This window comes from Brasilonema sp. UFV-L1 (assembly GCF_012912105.1).
GTDB lineage: Bacteria > Cyanobacteriota > Cyanobacteriia > Cyanobacteriales > Nostocaceae > Brasilonema.
The window spans coordinates 10,750-30,016 of record NZ_QMEA01000054.1; the positions used below are offsets into that span (position 1 = coordinate 10,750).

Consider the following 19,267-nt stretch of genomic DNA (forward strand, 5'->3'; position numbering starts at 1 on the left):
ATTTCTATTTTTATTGTCATTATTTATACTAAAACAACTAAATTTGCATTTAATACTTACTCTTTGACTCTTGGCGTACTTGGCACGGCAGTTGCTTCAACGGGGGGAACCCCCGCAACGCACTGCCTCGTCTTGGCGGTTTGTTTAATAGATATTAAGTGGATCTTCATGGAGAATTGGTATTAGTTGTTGTTCATCAACAGCTTGTTGAGTTCTTCTTGAGTTAACTCAGCTTCTGGAAAATCTGAAGGTGTGAAGCTTGGGGTTTCGGTGGACAAAAAATCAGTGATTGGCGATGCGGGCGATCGCTGTTGTTCCTGTGGAACTGGAATTGTTTCGATAACCGTTGTTAATTCTGCAATTGTTGGATATTCAAATAGCTGATTGGTACTGAATTTCAACCCCGCTTCATAAGCTTTAGCCACAACCTGAATACTCTGAATCGAATCACCTCCCAACTCTAAAAAGTTGTCGTAAATGCCCACCTGCTGAATTCCCAAAACCTGACTCCAGATTGTGGCGATCGCCTCTTCCACTGCTGTACGGGGTGCTAAGTAGGTAGTTTGCCCTGCTGTGCTTTCTTCCTGCACCAGCATTTCTGGTTGGGATTTTACTTGCTCAGGTGCTGGCAAACGGCGGCGATCAACTTTGCCACTAGGAGTCAATGGCAATTCTTCTAAGACAACAAAGGTGGTAGGAATCATATACTCCGGTAACTTCTGCCGCAAGAAACTCCGCAATTCATTGGTTGCAGGTGCAGGTTTTTGCTGTAGCACTACGTAGGCAACTAAGCGTTTGCGACCTGACTCCTCTTCTCGAAGTGTGGCGATCGCTTCTCGAACAACAGGATGTTGGAGTAACACTGCTTCTATCGCCGTTAGTTCAATACGATACCCCCTGAGCTTCACTTGATGGTCAATGCGCCCCAAAAACTCTATATTGCCGTCTGGAAGGTAACGCGCTAAATCCCCGGTTTTGTACAGGCGTGCGTTCGGTTCTTCGCTAAACGGATTGGGAATAAACTTTTGGGCAGTTAGCTCAGATTGGTTAAGATAGCCCTTAGCCAAACCGAGACCACCAATGTACACCTCACCCGGTACACCAATTGGTACTGGTTGCAAGTGAGAATCGAGTAAATAAATTTGGGTGTTGGCAATTGGACGACCAATCGGAACAGAATTTTTCAAATCATGATTTTGACAATTGTACACACTGCTCCAAACCGTTGCTTCTGTTGGACCATATTCGTTAAACAAGGATGTGTGAGGTAAGCTTAGGCGATGGCGTTCCACTAACTCTGTGGAACAAGATTCCCCGGCAACGATGACAGTGTGCAACGAAACAAGTAGATCCGGGTCTATAGTAGCGAGTAGAGTGCTGTAGAGTGAGGGAACACTCAACCAGTGTGAAACCTGATGTTGGACAATCAGCTTGGTTAATTGCCAAATATCTCTCTGGAAACCCTCTCTTAACAGCACCAGCATACCGCCTTGACACAATGTCCAAAATATGGGTGCTACTGAACTATCAAAAGCAAACGAGGGAATCAATAAGAAACTGGTAACGGGTTCTGGGTAATAAGCAATCCGCGCTCTTGTGGAGTGAACTAAGTTTTGCTGGGTAACGAGTACTCCCTTGGGTTGACCTGTGGAACCTGAGGTGTAGATGATGTAGGCTAGATTCTCTAATGTGCTTGTAGTGCTGGGGTTTTCTGGACTCTCCTGTGCTATAGTGTGCCAATGTGAGTCTAGGCAAACAATTTGGGCGGAGTGTGTAGGTAAGTCTGCTACTAGCCGTGCCTGAGTCAGCAGGACTGGAACTTGAGCATCTTGCAGCATAAAAGCCAGGTTTTCTTTGGGATATGTTGGGTCTAAGGGTAAGTAAGCTCCTCCTGCCTTGAGAATTCCCAAAATTCCCACAATCATTTCCAAGGAACGCTCGACACAGAGAGCCACCGGCACATCGGAACTTACTCCTAGACGCTGCAAGTAATGGGCAAGGGCATTAGCTCGACGGTTTAGCTGTTGGTAGGTGAGTTGCTCACCTGCAAAGACGATGGCAATCGCATCAGGATTTTGTGCTGCCATCGCCTCAAAGTATTGCTGGATACAGATATATTGTGGATATTTGGTGGCGGTATTATTCCACTCCACAAGCAACATCTGCCGTTGGCGATCGCCCAAAAGACATTGAGACTCGTAACGTGCAAACGGCTGTGCAGACATTGCTGTCAGCGTTTCTATAAAATAACTGCCAATAGTCTCTAACTGGGCATGGCTAATCTGTGTCAAGTCACACTCTAAATCGAGTTGTATGCAGTCTGAGGCATGATTGAGATTAAACTCAGATCGCAACGTAAAATGAGTTTCACCAAAACCCCTCGCCCCTAAAATTTCCAAATCTTTGAAACCTTGCAAACTCTCATAAACATGAAAGTGAGTGTAGTTAAAGACAGTTTCCACCAGGGGCTGGAGAGCCTGACGACCGACAAGTTGATGTAAATCTGCGTAGGGATAACGTCTAAAGGGTAACAACTCGCGTTCAGCTTCAAAAACTTGTCGCACCAACTCTAGCCAAGTTCCGCCCATCAGCTTTAGACGCAAGGGAACTGTGTTCAAATGGATTCCCAGAGTTTTTTCTCCGTCAGCCTCTTCCAATCGACCGTTAGACTCAAGTCCTGTGAGGACATCGCTTTCGCCACTTAGCAAACTCATCACTCTCACGTGTGCAGCTAGCAAAACGTTTTTGAGGGGGACTTCTGCTCTACGTGCCAGTTTCTGTAATTTCTCGGAAAGCTCAGCAGAGATGGGGACATCCAAAAAGCCAATTTCCGGGTTATCTGTGGTACGGTGAGCCACCCAACGGGCTAGTCTCGTCGTCACACAATCTGCCAATTTTTGAGTCCAAAAGTCTTGGCACTCCTGCGATTGCAGCGTTGAGCGCTCTAAGGCCACAAAATCTCGATAAGTAATAGTTGGGGGTGGTTCAATGGTATTACCTTTACCATTGAGCAGAGCATAATAATGATGCAGCAATTCTGTCAGCAAACAAGCTTTGCTCCAGCCGTCAAGAATAGAAGTGTGACAGCTAAAGGTCAGATAGAAGGACTGATCTGTGAGGCGGTGAATGAAAAAGCGAATAAATGGCGGGGAAGACCAGTCAAAATTTCGTCTTTTTTCAGCTTTGATCCAAGTGGAAAGTGCTTGCTGTTGTTGCTCTGGTGATAAATCGCGCAAGTCCTCGACATGAATTGGAGCAGTGACCTGTTGATGAACTAACTGTAGGGATTCGCTAAAGTTGGTCAGATCAAACGATGTCCGCAGGATGGGATGGCGCTCCACAACCTGCTGTACGGCTTTTTGAAACAGTTGAATGTCTAGACGAACTTGCAAATTGTACAGGAAAATGTCATGGTACATCGGCTCCTCAGGCATGGACTGAGTGTGAAAAATTACCCCAGCCTGAACCCTAGCCAAAGGATAAGCATCTTTCACGCCTTCGGGTAGCTTTTGGCGTTCTTCGTGGGAAATCAGGCTAAATGGCTCTGTTTTACGAGTTACTAAACCACTTGGTTCGGCAAAGGTAATTTCTTGTGCCAGTGAGTCGATGGTCTGATGCTGGAAAATTTGTCCAAGTGAGAAGCTTAAACCTCTTGCAGTGGCTCTAGCTAGCACTTGGATACTACGGATAGAATCCCCTCCTAACTCAAAAAAGTTGTCGTGAATGCCCACCTGTTCAATGTCCAGCACCTCTGCCCACACTTGTGCCAATGCTTCCTCTACAAGAGTGCGAGGTGCTACAAAAGCTTTTTCTAACTCAGGTCTAGCTTTACTAGGAACTGGTAGAGAGCGCCGGTCTATTTTACCATTCGGAGTCAAGGGAAGTGCATCCAGCATGACGAAAGCTGCAGGAACCATGTAGTCGGGCAGCTTCTCTAAGAGAAAGCGACGCAGTTCCGTAGTGGTGGGTGCTGGCTGATGACGGGTGATGCAATAAGCAACTAATTGCTGGTTCCTAGAGTCTGCCGGAGATTCAGCTAATTCTCCCTTGAGTAAGCGACGCAAACCAGTAATTGTTGATGAATTTTCCACGTCAACCAATGGTGTGAAGTCTCGGTGCTGTTCCCTTCTCTCAATCTCTCTCATTAAGACAACGACCGAGTGCAAAGCTGGGTGTTGACTCAGTACCGCTTCAATCTCTCCTAGCTCAATGCGAAATCCTCGCAGCTTAACTTGATGGTCGAGTCGTTCAAGATACTCGATGTTGCCATCGCGATTGTAGCGTGCCAAATCCCCAGTTTTGTACAGGCGTGTCCCAGGCTCATCGCTAAAGGGATTGGGAATGAATTTAAGATTTGTTAATTCTGGTTGACGCAGATAACCCCTGGCTAAACCCACACCGCCAATGTGTAGTTCCCCTGGCACGCCAACGGGCACTGGTTGCAAGTAAGAATCTAGCAGATAAATTTGCGTATTGGCAATGGGGCGACCAATGGGGACAGTGTGTTTACGACTCTGGTGCTTACAAGCCCAGAATGTCACATCAATGGCTGCTTCGGTTGGTCCGTACAAATTGTGTAGGTCTGCATCCAAACATGCAAAAAAGCGCTCTTGCAGTTTGAAAGGTAGCGCTTCACCGCTGCACATAACCTGCCTCAAGCAGTGACACGCCTCAAGACCAGGTTCTTCGAGAAATACTTGCAACATAGAGGGAACAAAATGCAGCGTGGTGATCTGCTGCTCTTGTATAATCCCAACGAGGTAGGCGCTATCTTGATGCCCTCCTGGTCGAGCTACCACGCTTACCGCTCCCGTAGTCAAAGGCCAGAAGAATTCCCAAACGGATACGTCAAAGCTAAATGGTGTTTTTTGCAACACTCTATCTACTGTTGTCAGTTGGTAGGTTTCCTGCATCCAGTCGAGACGATTGCAAATCCCTCTGTGGGTGTTCATGACTCCCTTCGGCTTGCCAGTTGAGCCGGAGGTGTAAATGACATATGCGAGGTTGTTGGTTGTTACATGGCTGGTCGGGTTGTCTATCCTTTTGTGGGCGTAAACCTCAGCGTCTTTGTCCAAACAAACCACTTGCGCCCCATGCTCAGGCAAAGCTTCAAGAAACTTCTGTTGAGTCAACAACACCGGAACTTGGGCATCTTCCAGCATAAAAGCTAGACGTTCCTTAGGATAGGTGGGATCGTAAGGGACGTAAGCCCCTCCTGCCTTGAGAGTCGCTAAGATACTTACTACCATCTCAACAGAGCGCTCCAAGTAAATGCCAACCAACACCTCCGGTTGCACCCCCAAGGCTTGTAGATGGTGTGCTAACTGGTTTGCCCGCCGATTCAATTGTGCGTAGGTGAGTTGTTCTTTTTCAAATACCACCGCCACTGTGTCTGGTGTTCGCTCTACTTGAGCCTCAAACTGTTGATGGAGACACAAATCACTTGCGTAATCTACTTGGGTAGCATTCCACTCTACCAATAATTGTTGCCGTTCTAATTTCGTGAGGAGTGGAAGAAGTGAGACGTGCTGCTGTGGATCAGCGACAATACCTTCTAGTAAAGTTTGAAAATGACCCGCCATCCGGGCAATAGTGGTAGCATCGAATAAGTCTGTATTGTATTGCCAAGAACCAGATAGTTGTCCATCCACAAGAGCCATCATTAGAGTAAGGTCAAACTGAGCAATCCGCTTCTCCAAGCTCAAGGACTCTAGCTCCAGCTCCCCTAATTTTATTCTTGCTCCTGTTTCTCCCAAAGCAAAAGCTGCCAAACCCTCCTGATTTTGCAAGTGTGCTTTCTGCAAGACAAACATGACTTGAAACAGCGGTGAGCGACTTGGATCTCGAATCGGCTGTAGTTGCTCCACTAGACGTGCAAATGGATAATCCTGATGAGCAAAAGCATCTAGCACAGTGGAGCGTACTTGACTCAAAAACGCTTCAAACGTTGGATTTCCTGATAAATCTGCTCGTAGAACAACTGGGTTGACAAAATAGCCCACTACCCCTGCCAAATCAGCTCGACTTCTACCTGTTGTCGGTGAACCCACCAGCAAGTCCTCTTGACCTGTGTAACGGTAAAGCAGGACTTGAAAAGCTGCTAGCATTGTCATGTAGAGAGTAGCGCCGTGGGCGTGACTGAGGGTCTTGAGCCTTTGAGTTATCTCTGCATTCAGCCGAAAGGATTGTGAAGCTCCTGTATAAGTTTGGACAAGTGGTCTCGGTCGGTCAGTCGGCAAATTCAGTACTGGCAATTCCCCAGCAAGTTGCTTGCGCCAGTATTCCCATAACCGTTCACTTTGTTTTGAAGCCAGCATTGCTGCTTCTGTGCGAACATAGTCGGTATATCTTAGCACTAAAGGATTAAGGATTGTTTTTGTACCAGCTTTGTGAGCCTGATACAGTATTCCTAGCTCATGCATCAGTACTGCACCAGACCAGAAGTCAGCGATAATGTGATGCACAACTAGCAGTAGAGTATGTTCCTGTAGTAAACGTCCTTTGGGTGAGTCCTCTTGCAACCATCGCGTAAATAAGCTGACTCGTAGCAAAGGACCTTGCTCTAGATTAAAGGGACGATGGGCTTCTTCGACTAGGCGGTTGTTCAAAAACGCCGGACTCCAAGAAGTTGAAACGTCTTCGTGCTGAAAACAAATTTCCAAGTGTTCGTGGATCTGCTGAACGGGTTGCCCTGATAAATTAGTGAAGGTAGTTCGTAACGTTGGATGACGTTCCACCAAGCTTTGAAACGCACGACCCAATGCTGGAATATCTAATTCTCCTTGAAGGCGGGCTGCAACCACAATATTGTAAGCTGGACTCTCTGGTGTCAGTTGGTGCAGAAAGTACAAAGCTTGTTGACCAATTGAGAGGGAATTTTCTGCAACTGCTTCAAAGGCTGGAGCGAGAGTCATTTCTTGGGGAAAAGTAGATACCGTTTGGGCAAGTACCTCGCTTGCAAGCTGGTCGATATTGGAATCTGCCAGAAAACTCGTTATTGGTAAAACCACACCAAAGTTAGTTTCAATGGCGTTTTTGAGTTCAATAGCCATTAGGGAATCGAGACCCATAGTACTCAAAGGCTGCTCAAAGTCCAACTGGAACGGGGCTATCTTGAGAACCTTCGCCAAGAGCTCCTGAAGATAAGAAGTTAGTTTTAAGTAACGCTCTTGAGGCTGCAACGCTCTGAGGTCAGAGCGAGTCAGCGTTACTTCGCTGATTGAAGTATATGAGTCTTCAAGGATGCTGCTTCCTACAATATCCAGGGTTTCATTCAAAAACCCAGCGCGACAGGCATAACGTTGAATTTTACCACTGGAAGTTTTTGGGATGCTTCCAGTTTTGAGCAGTAACACCGCATAAACTTGTAGCTCGTGTTCTTCCACCACCGCTTGACGAATGGCTTTAGTCACCTCATCAACGTCTAGATTCCTCAGGTAAGTGCGCTTCACTTCTATTGCTACTACCAACCGTTCTTCAAGAGCAACTTCAATTGAAAATGCTGCACTACCGCTGTTTTGCAGTGCAGGGTGACTTTGTTCTACCGTCCATTCAATGTCTTGTGGATAATGGTTACGACCACGGATGATGATTAAATCTTTGACTCTCCCCGTAATAAAGAGTTCTCCGTTGTGCAAAAAGCCTAAATCCCCAGTCCGCAAGAATGGACCAACTCCTGTGTCTGTTAGATAAGCACAGAAAGTTTGTTCTGTTTCTTCTTTTCGATTCCAATATCCCTGAGCAACACTTGCTCCTGATACCCAAATCTCTCCCACTTTGTTAGAAGGACACACACTCAGCGATTCTGGATCGGCAATGACAATCTTTGTATCAAGCCATGAACGTCCACACCCTACTAGCTGTTTTACATTCTGGGTATTTTCAGATGCCTCCACAACACGGTTCTGTTCTAAAGCATCTGCTTGAACTTTACAATAAATTGGCTCATCTTTGACACTACCGCCTGAAACCATTAAGGTAGCTTCAGCCATACCATAACAAGGATAGAAAAAATTGGGCTGAAAACCACAAGGTTTAAAGAACGCTGCAAATCGCTCCAAAGTTTCTCGGCGAACTGGCTCTGCTCCACTATACGCACTACACCAACTGCTTAAGTCAAGGGTTTGGAGTTGTTCCGGAGTAATCTTATGAACACAAAGCTCATAGGCAAAGTTAGGACCTCCACAATGGGTTGCCCTGTAGCGCGAAATTGCTTGAAGCCATCGAATTGGTCGCCCAATAAAGGCGGACGGTGGCATCAAAATGCCCAAAAAGCCTGTATACAAGGGTTGGATTATCCCGTCGATGAGTCCCATATCATGGAAACTGGGTAACCACGTTACGGACACGCTTTCTGATGAGAGTTCAAATGCTTGCTTTATGTACTCCGAATTGTGTAGCAAATTTCCATGACTCACCATTACCCCTTTAGGTGTACCTGTAGAGCCTGAGGTGTATTGGAGAAATGCTAGTGTGTTACTGTTGACAGATGGCTCATGCCATGCATGTGCTAAGTCGCTAGCAATAATATTGTCGGTAGCTAGGAAACGCAGAATTTGTAAATTTGGATACTGGGCGAATTGTCGCTTTATGTTGGACAAAAGGGCTGTGGTGGTTAGTGCGTAGACGCAAAGCGGCTTGTCGTCAGACATCGCTGCTTGTGCATCCGCCACAACAGCTTGGAGTCGGGACACCGATTGGTTAGCCCGAGGTGGATAAGCGGGGACAGCAACAACTCCAGCATACAAACACCCGAAAAATGCTGTTAGAAATTCCAAACCAGGCGGGTATAGCAGCAGGACACGCTCTCCACTGACAACTCCACAACTTTGAAGCAAAGCACCAATTTTCCGAGCTTGACAATTGAGTTCACCATACGTGATATGACTTTCTTGTTCCTCAGAATCAAGCAGAAAAGAATAGGCTTTCTGTTTAGGCTGGTGAAGCGCTCGACCTTGGAGAAGTTCAACCAACGTGGAAAACTTAGCTGGTAGCTCGAAAAGGTTTTTGCCCATTTGCACACCTGTTTAAATCTTATAACTTTTTCCGTTAAAAATGCTCAATTAAAGCCTGTTGTATGCTACTAAATTAATTGTTGAATACAGTTAGAGAATTTCAGTAATTGCTTAATTTCTACAACAGTGGCTTTTCACAGAAAGTATTTTTATTCATATGTAGAAAATACTGCAGAAATTTTTATGAGACAGCAGAACTAGATTTTCTACTTGAGGTTGAAAACAATCCTATTCTATCAACTTAGTTCTAAGAGACCATTATGTGCAGAAATTGGGAATTTCAGAAAAGGGATTAATGACCCATCTCAAAAGCTATTTTCTTGACTAGTTATACGTCATAGAAGCAAACGCATAACAAACACAACAAAAACTTATTCTAAGGTGAGGAGCTTATCATGATTTGGGTAACTAGACGGAGTAAACAGCCTCGTAAGCCTTTACGTTGCCGTAGTTATCAACGCTCCTTACAAAGTTTTTTGGGAGACAAACCCTCCAGAACAGTTTTGAATAGCTTTTCTGCAACTCTATCGATATATAAACCTATATAAACCTATTACAAACTCCTCATTCTTAGCAAGTAGATTTTTATATTTAATACTTATTAAATCTTACAATACGATAAGATATATTGATGAAAAAAGTTCTAACTTGAAGGCGTAAAAAATTTTCTCTAACCCCTTGATATGGGCAAATGAATCATTTGTCGCTTGCACCATAGCCTATTTTAATTTGGAGTCGAGTAAAGTTTGACAAAGTTTGACAACCCGTCGTTTGACTTATATAGCTACCTCGTTCATGATAAGAATTGCTTTTGTGCAACTGGACACGATAGATATACAAGCCAAATATGTACAAGTAGAGTCTTCGCTCAACCACCAATCGATTGAGTTTGGGAAACTTGAAGTTGGTGTAGGTTAACGACTCAACCCCTACCAGGAGACACTCATGTTTTTCTTCAATGTTCATATTTTTCTCTAATGTTATAGGATTCCTATTTGATTTTTGAAAACTTTTCCAAGCACAAGTCAAGTCTTGCGACGGCTTAAGCCTCAATATACTTACCAAGCATTAAACCGGATTTCCACTCCCGAACCGGTACAAGATTACGTATCTTTTTCTTGGTGTTCTTGGCGACGCCAGTCGCTTAGGCGTGAGAAACAAGGACTGCACCGTGCTGGCTCATCTTGACGGTATGCGCTCTTAGCGCGAGCGCATGAGCGTTCGTTAATAGGTAATCTACCCTACGGGAACGCAAGCGCGGCGTACGAGCGTGACAGGAGTATATAGCTGCAATGTGTTATTCAAGTGTGAGGAATTAGGGTGAAACAACAGAAACTATCCACCTGGATATGGCTGTTTACAGCTGTATCAGTCTTAGGAGCTTTGCCAGTACGTGCTTCAGTTGTAAAAGTAACTGCTGTACAACACAAAATCGGGGTAACAAACGCACCAGCACCCATAAAAGACATTCCTCGACTGAGTGAGATTCAGCGCCCCTACACCAGTGTCAAGGACTGGGTAGCACAACAGACTCAGCAGAATCAAGTGATACAAGTGACAAGAGTGCGCCTTTCCCAAACAGCTAACGGTCTGGAAGTCATTTTAGAAACTTCTACATCTGATAAACTGCAAATCACAATTAAGAGTGAAGGCAATAGCTTCATTGCAGATATCCCTAATGCTCAACTGCGGTTAACAAGTGGTGGTTTCTTCCGTCAACAAAAGCCTGTCACGGGAATTACTGAAATAACGGTTACTAATATAGACGCAAATAGTATCCGGGTTACAGCGATGGGTGAGGCAAGTATACCAAAAGTTGAGTTGGACGACAGTAATGAAGGTTTAATTTTTGTCATCACACCAGTTATATCCTCTACACCACAAACAGATAAACCTAGTAATGAAAAACCATCGGAGTCGGCTCAAGAACCAATTGAACTCGTTGTGACGGGTGAACAAGAAGGATACAATGTACCTGATGCTACAACTGCAACCCGGACAGATAATATACCATTACGTGATATTCCCCAGTCAATTCAAGTCATTCCGCGTCAGGTGATTGAAGACCGAAATGTCGTGCGTCTTTCGGAACTAGCGGATAATGTCAGTGGCGTACAACCTGAGCGTGGATATGGAGGTTTATCTTCATTAGGGTTCCGGGTACGCGGTTTTCTAACCAATTTTGAAACTTTACGCAATGGTTTTCCAGATTACGGTTACTTTAGTCCCCGAGATGTAGCCAATATTGAGCGCGTAGAGATTCTTAAAGGTCCAGCTGCGGTACTTTATGGTGGTAGTCCGACACAGTATGCAGGTGGGAGTGGTGTTGTCAACTCCATTACCAAAAAACCCTTGTCACAGCCTTATTATAACGGAAATGTCACTTATGGAAGTTATAACTTTTTGCGTCCGACTTTAGATATTAGCGGACCGCTTACAAATGACAAATCAGTGTTGTATCGTTTGAACGTCGCCTACGAAAGTGCTGACAGTTTCCGTGATTTTGTGGAGTATGACAGCTTCTTGATCTCGCCTGTTTTAGAGTGGAAGATAAGCTCACGCACCAAACTCACCTTTGAATACGAACACCAAAAATACAACTATACTTTTGATAATGGTTTTCCAATTGAGCCAGAAGTTCTCAAACTTCCTCGCAGTCGATTTTTAGGAGAACCCAATTTTGCTAATGGTGAAGTCACCTTTAACTCGTTTACGTATAACTTTGAACACCAATTTAGCAACAATTGGAAATTCCGCCAAGGATTTAATATTCTCAATGCTAATTTGAACGACGCAAAGCAGGTCTCTCCTGGTTCTTTGCAAGATGATCGCCGCACCCTAAACCGTTCTTTCTACGCTTCCGATGAGGAACACGAAAACATCACGCTACAAAACGAAATTTCTGGCAAATTTTCTACTGGTCCTATTCGCCATAACTTTCTGTTTGGGGTAGATTTAGCCCGAAACCTGTTTAACTACATTTTTGCACCAGACCAAGAATTATCAATAGATATTTATGACCCGCAATATGGTGGAACTCCTACTCCCGTAGAGGGTGCTTCTCCCTTTGGTCGAAAAATCGTCTCCGAAAATGTCGGTGTTTTTGTACAGGATTCGATTGAACTTCTGCCGAATCTCAAACTATTGTTGGGTGGTCGCCTAGATTTTAACGATTACAGTACCAAAGACCGTGTGAAGGGAGAGACACTCAACGAACAATCAAATACGCGGTTCTCACCACGAGTCGGAATTGTGTATCAGCCGAGTGATACCACTTCGCTTTACTTCAACTGGTCAAATGGTTTTTCTCCCCAGTTTCAAGCACGGAGTCGAACAGAAGAAGAATTTGAACCGCAAACCACCGAGCAATTTGAGGTAGGGGTTAAACAGAATTTTCTCAACAATAAACTTTTTGTAACTTTGGCATTCTTTCAAATTACCAAGCAGAATGTACTGACACCAGATCCAGTAGATGACCTGTTCAATATCCAAACGGGAGAACAACGTAGCCGAGGTATTGAATTAGATATTGCAGGCGAAATATTACCAGGTTGGAAAGTGATTGCCAACTATGCTTACATTGATGGTACAGTGACGAAGGATAATGTGATTCCTGTAGGAGACAGATTATTTGGTGTCCCAGAACATAGCGCTGGATTGTGGACAACTTATGAACTTCAGGGTGGTAGTTTGCGAGGACTAGGATTTGGTGGTGGGTTATATTTTGTTGGTGAGCAAGAGGTAGATTTACCGAATACGTTTAAACTCGCAAGTTATGTGCGAGCCGATGCTTCTATCTTCTATCGGCGTCAAAATTATCGATTTGCGGTCAACTTCAAGAATATTTCTAATATTAAGTATTATGAGGTTGATGGGTACAGTATCGACCCTGCGCCACCGTTTACAGTGTTGGGAACAGTGTCACTTGAGTTTTGATTCCCAGAACCATTCAAACGAGAGTTGTGTGTGAGTAAATTACGTCACTATGTTTGGATACTTAAACCCTTTGTTGCAGTCTTGGCAGTGCTGATGATGGGACTGGTCTCAGGGTGTGAAACAAATGTTGTTAAATCAACTGATACTGCCTCTAAAGCAGCAAAAGACACACCAGTTACACTTAAAAATTGTGACTTGACGATTACCTACAAACAACCACCACAACGCGCTGTCACGATGATGCAATCTGCAACGGAGGTCATGCTAGCGCTGGGTTTAGAAAAGCACATGGTTGGTACAGCCTACCTGGATAATCCGATTTTGCCGGAGTATCAACAGGCATATTCGCAAATTCGAGTTTTAGCGCCGAAGTACCCGTCACGGGAAGTTTTTTTGGGGGTTGAACCGGATTTTGTGTTTACCACTGAGGAAAGTGCTTTTGCCAAAGAAGCACTTGGCTCACGAGAAGAGTTGGTCAAATTAGGTATTTCCTCTTATTTACTGCCCATTGAATGCGATCGCCCAGAACTTAGACCATCACGTGTCACGATGGAGAATTTATATCAGGAGATAAAGGATATTGGGCGTATTTTTAGAGTAGAAGAACGGGCACAGCAGTTAATTGCTCAATTGCAAGCACAACTACAAGAAACTCAACAAAAGCTAGGCAAGGTGACAACTAAGAAGCGTATATTTTGGTACGATTCCGAAGACCCTCCCCTAACTGTTTCTAACTGGGGAATGCCAAATCACATCATTGAACTAGCAGGTGGAGAAAATATTTTCAAAGATATCCAGAAAAAAGAAGCATGGGTGAGAGTTAATTGGGAAGATGTCATTGCGCGTCAACCTGATGTGATTGTTCTCATCGATGCTAGCTGGTCACCCGCATCCGAAAAGCGTCGATTACTTAAATCTAACCCTGCTTACTCCCAGCTAAAAGCAGTGCAACAGGATAAATTCATTGTCTTAGGCTTCAGCTACACGATGCCAGGAATTCGGAATGTCGCAGGGGTGAGAAAATTAGCTCAAGCTTTGTACCCAGAGAGGTTTAAGTGATGGATTTCGGGCAGATGAGAAGACGCAAAGAGGATTTACTAACTAATGACTATTGACTAATAACGAATGATTAATCCAGTACCAAAGCATCTGAGAAAAAACAAGCAGCAACGCTACAAGCTGCTAACGGTGGCAATGCTTGTGATGTTGTTGGTTTCTATAACTTTGGCGGTGATGATTGGACCTGTGCCTATTTCCCCTTTGAGGGTATGGCAGATAGCTTTATCCCAAGTATTTCCAAATGTTACAGGAGACTGGACGCAAGCACAAGTTCAAATTGTTTGGCTCATCCGCTTTCCGCGTGTGTTGCTGGCTTTTTTTGTGGGCGCTGGACTATCAGTGGTTGGTGTCACCATGCAAGCACTGGTGCGAAATCCTCTCGCTGACCCCTTTATTCTCGGTATTTCCTCTGGCGCATCGGTGGGTGCTGTTTTAGCCATCCTGTTTGGTGTTTTCTCATTTTTTGGTGTGTATGCACTGTCCGTTGGGGCTTTCCTTGGTGCGCTTTTGGCATTCGTTGTTGTTTTCTTCTTAGCACGACGACAAGGACGCATCTCCTCTACACGCTTAATCCTAGTTGGTGTGGCAGTATCATATCTGTTTGAGGCGGTAACAAGTTTCTTGGCTATCAAAGCCGGAAGTGGCGAAGCTACACGACGAGTGTTGTTCTGGTTGTTGGGAGGACTTTCGGGAACAAAATGGACAGACCTGATCCTGCCAGTGCTGGCTTTGTCAGTTGGAATAGGGTACTTGTTACTCCAGACGCGATCGCTCAATGCACTCCTCATCGGTGAAGAAACAGCTCGGACTTTAGGAACCGATACCGATAGCCTCCGCAAGCAGTTGTTCTTAGTGACATCACTATTAACAGGTGTGATAGTTGCTGTCGGTGGTGCCATTGGCTTCGTTGGGCTAATGATTCCTCACAGCGTCCGTTTCATGGTTGGCTCAGACCATCGTCGCGTGTTACCTGTGAGTCTGCTGCTGGGTGGAATTTTCCTAATTTGGGCAGATGTACTGGCACGGACTTTGGTTGCTCCAGAGGAAATTCCTATCGGCATTATCACAGCGCTGTTCGGAGCTCCCTTTTTCATCTGGTTGATGCAAGCTAAAGGGGGTAGAAAATGAAGTTAGAGGTAAAAAACCTATCCTGGAGTACTGAGGGAAAGCAGATTTTGTCTGATATCAATCTGGAGGTGTCGTCGGGTGAATTTGTTGGGCTGATTGGTCCCAATGGCAGTGGTAAGTCAACTTTGCTCAGATGTATTTATCGTGTCCTCAAGCCAAATACCGGAGTTATTACCCTCAATGGTAAAAATGTCTGGCATCTGAGTGCCCGTGAAATGGCACAAGCTACCGCAGTTGTTTTGCAGGAAACACCTACTGAGTTTGACTTTACTGTTGAAGAAATGGTGTGGATGGGGCGTAATCCCCATCAAGGGTTATTTGACCGCGAGACAGAAAAAGACCACAGTATCGTTCTAGGTGCTCTTGAGCAGGTGGGGCTTTCTACCTTTGCCGAAAGAAGTTTTGCTTCCCTTTCTGGTGGGGAGAAGCAGCGGGTTTTGATTGCACGAGCGATCGCCCAGCAAGCCCGTTTCCTCGTTCTTGATGAGCCAACAAATCATCTCGATATTCGCTACCAGTTAGAACTCTTGGAACTGGTAAAGGGACTAGGTGTGACTACCCTCGCCGCCTTGCATGATTTAAACCTTGCAGCTACGTACTGCGATCGCATCTATGTGCTCAAGGAAGGAACCATCGCCGCAGCAGGCAAACCCCAAGTGCTACTGCAACCAACTCTCATCCGGGAGGTGTTTGGGGTGGGATCTGTTGTTGCGCGGGACTCGCGCACGGATAAATTACGCATCACCTTCTTTCTGGAAGAGACTTAAGAAGGCAGAACACTTTGACGACTGGTGGCTGACCTACACTAGAACCTTCTATCTGGCTAGAGTATAGCAATTTGAGCGTGAGCGCGAATCTTTTTAGTTTTTCTGGCGTTGCGGCGCAAGCGTAACTACAAGCGAAGTTTGACAGTCTGTCTTTTGACGCCAAGTGCAATGAACAAGAGAATGATGAAGGAAATTCTACCGAATAAGCCTTTTTTGTAGAGAGAGAACACAGAATGAAAAAAATTCTTTCAGTATTGTTGCTGAGCATAGCAATTTTCACGCTCGCCTTCAATTGTCCAGCTCTTGCAGGAGATGCAGCTAAAGGAGCGAAAATCTTCAGTGCCAATTGTGCTCAGTGTCATGCGGGTGGAAAGAACCTAGTTAACGCTGCCAAAACCTTGAAAAAAGAGGCTTTGGAAAAGTATGGCATGTACTCAGAGGAAGCTATTATTGCCCAAGTGACAAAAGGTAAAGGTGCCATGCCCGCTTTCAAAGGTCGTTTGAAACCTGAGCAAATTGAAGATGTCACAGCATACGTGCTGGGAAAAGCTGATAAGGGATGGAAGTAAAGCCCAAATCAGACTGTTGTTCAGTAAATAAGCTGTCGTGCATATAAGAATGCACACAGCTAGGGGCTAGACGACTCGCGCTGACTGGTTTCTTCCGGATTGAATTCGCGTAAAGTCCGTGCCTTGAGGGCATATTTTGAATTGCTTAGTAGGTAGGGCATATACCAATACGCTTGGGATAAGAAGTTGACGAGTGAAGGTAAGCAGAGGGGCGGAGGTGCGCAGGTGCGCAGGGGAAAGAATTATTGGACAATAACTCTTTTTCTCCTCTGCTCCCCAATACTCGCTTCGCTCTCTACCCCATCCCCTAGTAGTGTCTCAACGAATAAATGTCTTAACTGAACGGTGTTGGGGCATATACCTTACCAACTGCTCTTGTTGTGCTAGCAACGTGACGCCCGTCTTACACGAAAAAAACGGGCAGCACCGTTTGCGTAGCGCCCCCTTCGGGGCTAGGTTCCTCAACGGGGGGAACCCCCGCACGGAACTTCTCGCTTAATACGATAGTCGTATTGTGTCCTCGATTAATCGTGTTAGCGGAGCGGAACGTAGTTCAGCTTCAAAGCCACGAGGGTCTAACACGAAATTTTTGGGCAGCCTTACTACAACGAGTACTCGTGATGCCAACACAGATCAACAAAACGTTCAGCGAAGCCTGCCGTTAGGCATAGGCTGCCCAAAAATTAGGGGACAATGCGACGCCCGTTTTTTAGGGGACAAATTGGTGAGAAACACTTATGAACGGCTTGTTTCAATTGATTCTCAATTTTGGTATTGCTGTTGTACTCGCCTGTTGTTTTCTCGCTTCACCTGTATACTCATCACCTAACCCCAGCACCAATATCACAGCAAGCAACTTTTTCAAGTTGGGGGTAGAAAATATGCAAAACAGCAATTACCAAGAAGCGATTATAGATTTCTCTGGGGCGATTCGGCTAAAAAGAGATTTTGCTGTAGCCTACAGCAACCGATGCCTTGCTTATCTCGAATTAGCAGATTATCTCAATGCCATTGCCGATTGCAATAAAGCTCTAATTTTTACACCAAACAATGTTGAGGCTTATCTCAATCGGGGACTTGCCCACTTAAGACAAGGAGATTATACTGCAGCAATTGCTGATAACAATCAAGTCATTGCACTCAAACCTCATGATTTCAGAGCTTACTACAACCGAGGAGTAACCCGCGCCACGCTGGGGAATTACCAACAAGCAATATCAGATTATAATCTGGCATTAACTCAAATTCCCCAGACATCTAATTTACTCCTGGCGGATATTTACAATGACCGAGGACTTGCTCGTTTTCAGTTGTCAGACTTACAATTGGCTATGCTCGACTTCTCAAAGGCAATTCGTCTGAATTCCGATGACTACAGAGCTTACTACAATCGGGGTTGTGCTTGTGGTAGAAGTGGGGATAACTTTTGTGCAATTAGAGATTTTACTGAATCAATCAGACTTTACCCAACTAATGCCCAAGCTTATCTTAACCGGGGTATAGCCTACCATCAGCTTGGTTATGAACAAGCTGCAATTGCAAACTTACAAAAGGCGGTTAAATACTTTGCTTCAATAGGAGAAACTGTGGCATATGACAAAACTTTAGATTACCTTCAGAATTTACGACAACAACTTCTAACCTTATCATCCATTGCTCTTATTTAAGTTTGGCTGGCTTTTATTCTGTTGCTCAACAAATATATAAAGGTTCCTGCGAATAATCTATCATTATGTCTCCTTTACCTAAATATTGTCCCAAGCAACTTTCCTTAGGTCCTTTGGAGAAAGAAATTTTGCACATCATGTGGGAACTTGGTTGCGTCACCGTTAAAGATGTGCATAAACGCATTTTGTCTGACCCAAAGCGACGGCTAACCTCTGCTTCAGTAACAACTATCCTCAATCGTTTGACTAAAAAAGGTTGGCTTGTATGCAATAAAGAGAGTCGTCGGAATTACAGATGGCAACCACTGGTATCCCAGAAAGAGGCGCGAATACTCCAGGCGAATGAGCAGTTGCATCAATTCTTGGCAGTGGGACATCCTGATGTGGTTGCAGCCTTTGCCGATAGCCTAGAGCAAGCCAGTGTGGAACAGTTTGAGGCGATCGCCCAAAAAATACAAGCACTTCGCCCAGTCAGAGACTCATACCTTTTAGAGCAAAATGGACAGACGAGTAATACTAAACTTTGCTAGATATCCAGAATAGACAAAATTGCTATTTATCGTATAACCAACCGCGCCCATTATCTCTAGTACATTATTTGTGTTCCATTTTTTATTCATTTATTTGCCTTTTTATGTCTATTTTGACTGAATTGATTCTATAAAGTTCCTTTTGGTTACAATATTGTTAATCTAGCAGTTAAAGAAATCTTTCTCTAACGAGATGAGTTTATGCCACTTTCAGCAGGTTCTTTCGGTTCGATTACATTTGTGGTTCCAGAAATCATGAATACAGAGTATGAAGAGTACGCCGAATACATTCAAGTTCCAGTAATAAACGGCTACCCGCGCTTGCATAAAATGGGTGACCCTCTTTATGAATTTAACTTAACAGTGAGATTTGATTCAGGTTTCCCAGGCTTAAGTTACAATACTTCTGCAAAAGACAAACTTGACTTGTTAAGAGCGGAAATAGGAAACACAACGCCCAAGGTGTTAACGCTCAACGGTGTCAATTTGGGCAATTACTTAGTTAAAAAAATAAACTGGACTGTTTTGCAGACAGCAGGTACAGGTAAACCTATCAAAATAGATGCCAAAGTAATATTTCTAGCTAATCCTGTATAA

Annotated in this window: 11 protein-coding genes; 9 read left to right on the forward strand and 2 right to left on the reverse strand. The window is 44.6% G+C overall.

The window, feature by feature from the left end; genetic code table 11:
- Positions 1-182: 182 nt before the first annotated feature.
- Together DP117_RS16890 and DP117_RS16895 are read right to left on the reverse strand one after the other, a co-directional pair.
- Positions 183-9,014, reverse strand: a complete 8,832-nt coding sequence (locus DP117_RS16890; RefSeq protein ID WP_169219452.1) for a non-ribosomal peptide synthetase — start codon at positions 9,012-9,014, stop codon at positions 183-185.
- Positions 9,015-9,710: 696 nt separating this feature from the next.
- Positions 9,711-9,980: a hypothetical protein gene (locus DP117_RS16895; RefSeq protein WP_169219453.1), complete on the reverse strand. Its 270-nt coding sequence runs from the start codon at positions 9,978-9,980 to the stop codon at positions 9,711-9,713.
- 36 nt (positions 9,981-10,016) lie between these two features.
- On the opposite strand from DP117_RS16895, the gene DP117_RS35405 reads away from it, so the two are divergent.
- From DP117_RS35405 to DP117_RS16935, 9 genes are all read left to right on the forward strand, one after another.
- Positions 10,017-10,202, forward strand: coding sequence for a hypothetical protein (locus tag DP117_RS35405; RefSeq protein ID WP_211176157.1), 186 nt, complete (start codon positions 10,017-10,019; stop codon positions 10,200-10,202).
- Positions 10,203-10,334: 132 nt separating this feature from the next.
- Positions 10,335-12,950, forward strand: a complete 2,616-nt coding sequence (locus DP117_RS16900; protein WP_339381283.1) for a TonB-dependent siderophore receptor — start codon at positions 10,335-10,337, stop codon at positions 12,948-12,950.
- A gap of 30 nt (positions 12,951-12,980) precedes the next feature.
- Positions 12,981-14,009 (forward strand): ABC transporter substrate-binding protein, encoded by a 1,029-nt coding sequence (locus tag DP117_RS16905; protein ID WP_339381284.1) that lies wholly within the window; start codon positions 12,981-12,983, stop codon positions 14,007-14,009.
- 66 nt (positions 14,010-14,075) lie between these two features.
- Positions 14,076-15,137, forward strand: coding sequence for an iron ABC transporter permease (locus DP117_RS16910; RefSeq protein ID WP_169219454.1), 1,062 nt, complete (start codon positions 14,076-14,078; stop codon positions 15,135-15,137).
- Entirely contained in the window at positions 15,134-15,904 is a 771-nt protein-coding gene (locus DP117_RS16915) for an ABC transporter ATP-binding protein (RefSeq protein WP_169219455.1), read from the forward strand. Before DP117_RS16910 ends, DP117_RS16915 begins: the two co-directional genes overlap by 4 nt.
- 233 nt (positions 15,905-16,137) lie before the next feature.
- Positions 16,138-16,473, forward strand: a complete 336-nt coding sequence (petJ, locus tag DP117_RS16920) for a cytochrome c6 PetJ (RefSeq protein WP_169219456.1) — start codon at positions 16,138-16,140, stop codon at positions 16,471-16,473.
- 737 nt (positions 16,474-17,210) lie between these two features.
- Positions 17,211-18,140 carry a tetratricopeptide repeat protein gene (locus DP117_RS16925; RefSeq protein ID WP_169219457.1) on the forward strand — a complete coding sequence of 310 codons (930 nt, stop codon included), beginning with the start codon at positions 17,211-17,213 and terminating at the stop codon, positions 18,138-18,140.
- A gap of 65 nt (positions 18,141-18,205) precedes the next feature.
- Positions 18,206-18,670: a BlaI/MecI/CopY family transcriptional regulator gene (locus DP117_RS16930; protein ID WP_169219458.1), complete on the forward strand. Its 465-nt coding sequence runs from the start codon at positions 18,206-18,208 to the stop codon at positions 18,668-18,670.
- Positions 18,671-18,871: 201 nt separating this feature from the next.
- On the forward strand, positions 18,872-19,267 hold the full coding sequence (locus DP117_RS16935; RefSeq protein ID WP_169219459.1) for a phage tail protein: 396 nt from the start codon (positions 18,872-18,874) through the stop codon (positions 19,265-19,267).

Excerpts from the sequence above, each read along its gene's own strand:
- DP117_RS16890 (WP_169219452.1), bottom strand. The coding sequence starts at position 9,014 with ATGGGCAAAAACCTTTTCGAGCTACCAGCTAAGTTTTCCACGTTGGTT.
- DP117_RS16895 (WP_169219453.1), bottom strand. The coding sequence starts at position 9,980 with ATGAACATTGAAGAAAAACATGAGTGTCTCCTGGTAGGGGTTGAGTCG.
- DP117_RS16910 (WP_169219454.1), top strand. The coding sequence starts at position 14,076 with ATGATTAATCCAGTACCAAAGCATCTGAGAAAAAACAAGCAGCAACGC.
- DP117_RS16915 (WP_169219455.1), top strand. The coding sequence starts at position 15,134 with ATGAAGTTAGAGGTAAAAAACCTATCCTGGAGTACTGAGGGAAAGCAG.
- petJ (WP_169219456.1), top strand. The coding sequence starts at position 16,138 with ATGAAAAAAATTCTTTCAGTATTGTTGCTGAGCATAGCAATTTTCACG.
- DP117_RS16925 (WP_169219457.1), top strand. The coding sequence starts at position 17,211 with ATGAACGGCTTGTTTCAATTGATTCTCAATTTTGGTATTGCTGTTGTA.
- DP117_RS16930 (WP_169219458.1), top strand. The coding sequence starts at position 18,206 with ATGTCTCCTTTACCTAAATATTGTCCCAAGCAACTTTCCTTAGGTCCT.
- DP117_RS16935 (WP_169219459.1), top strand. The coding sequence starts at position 18,872 with ATGCCACTTTCAGCAGGTTCTTTCGGTTCGATTACATTTGTGGTTCCA.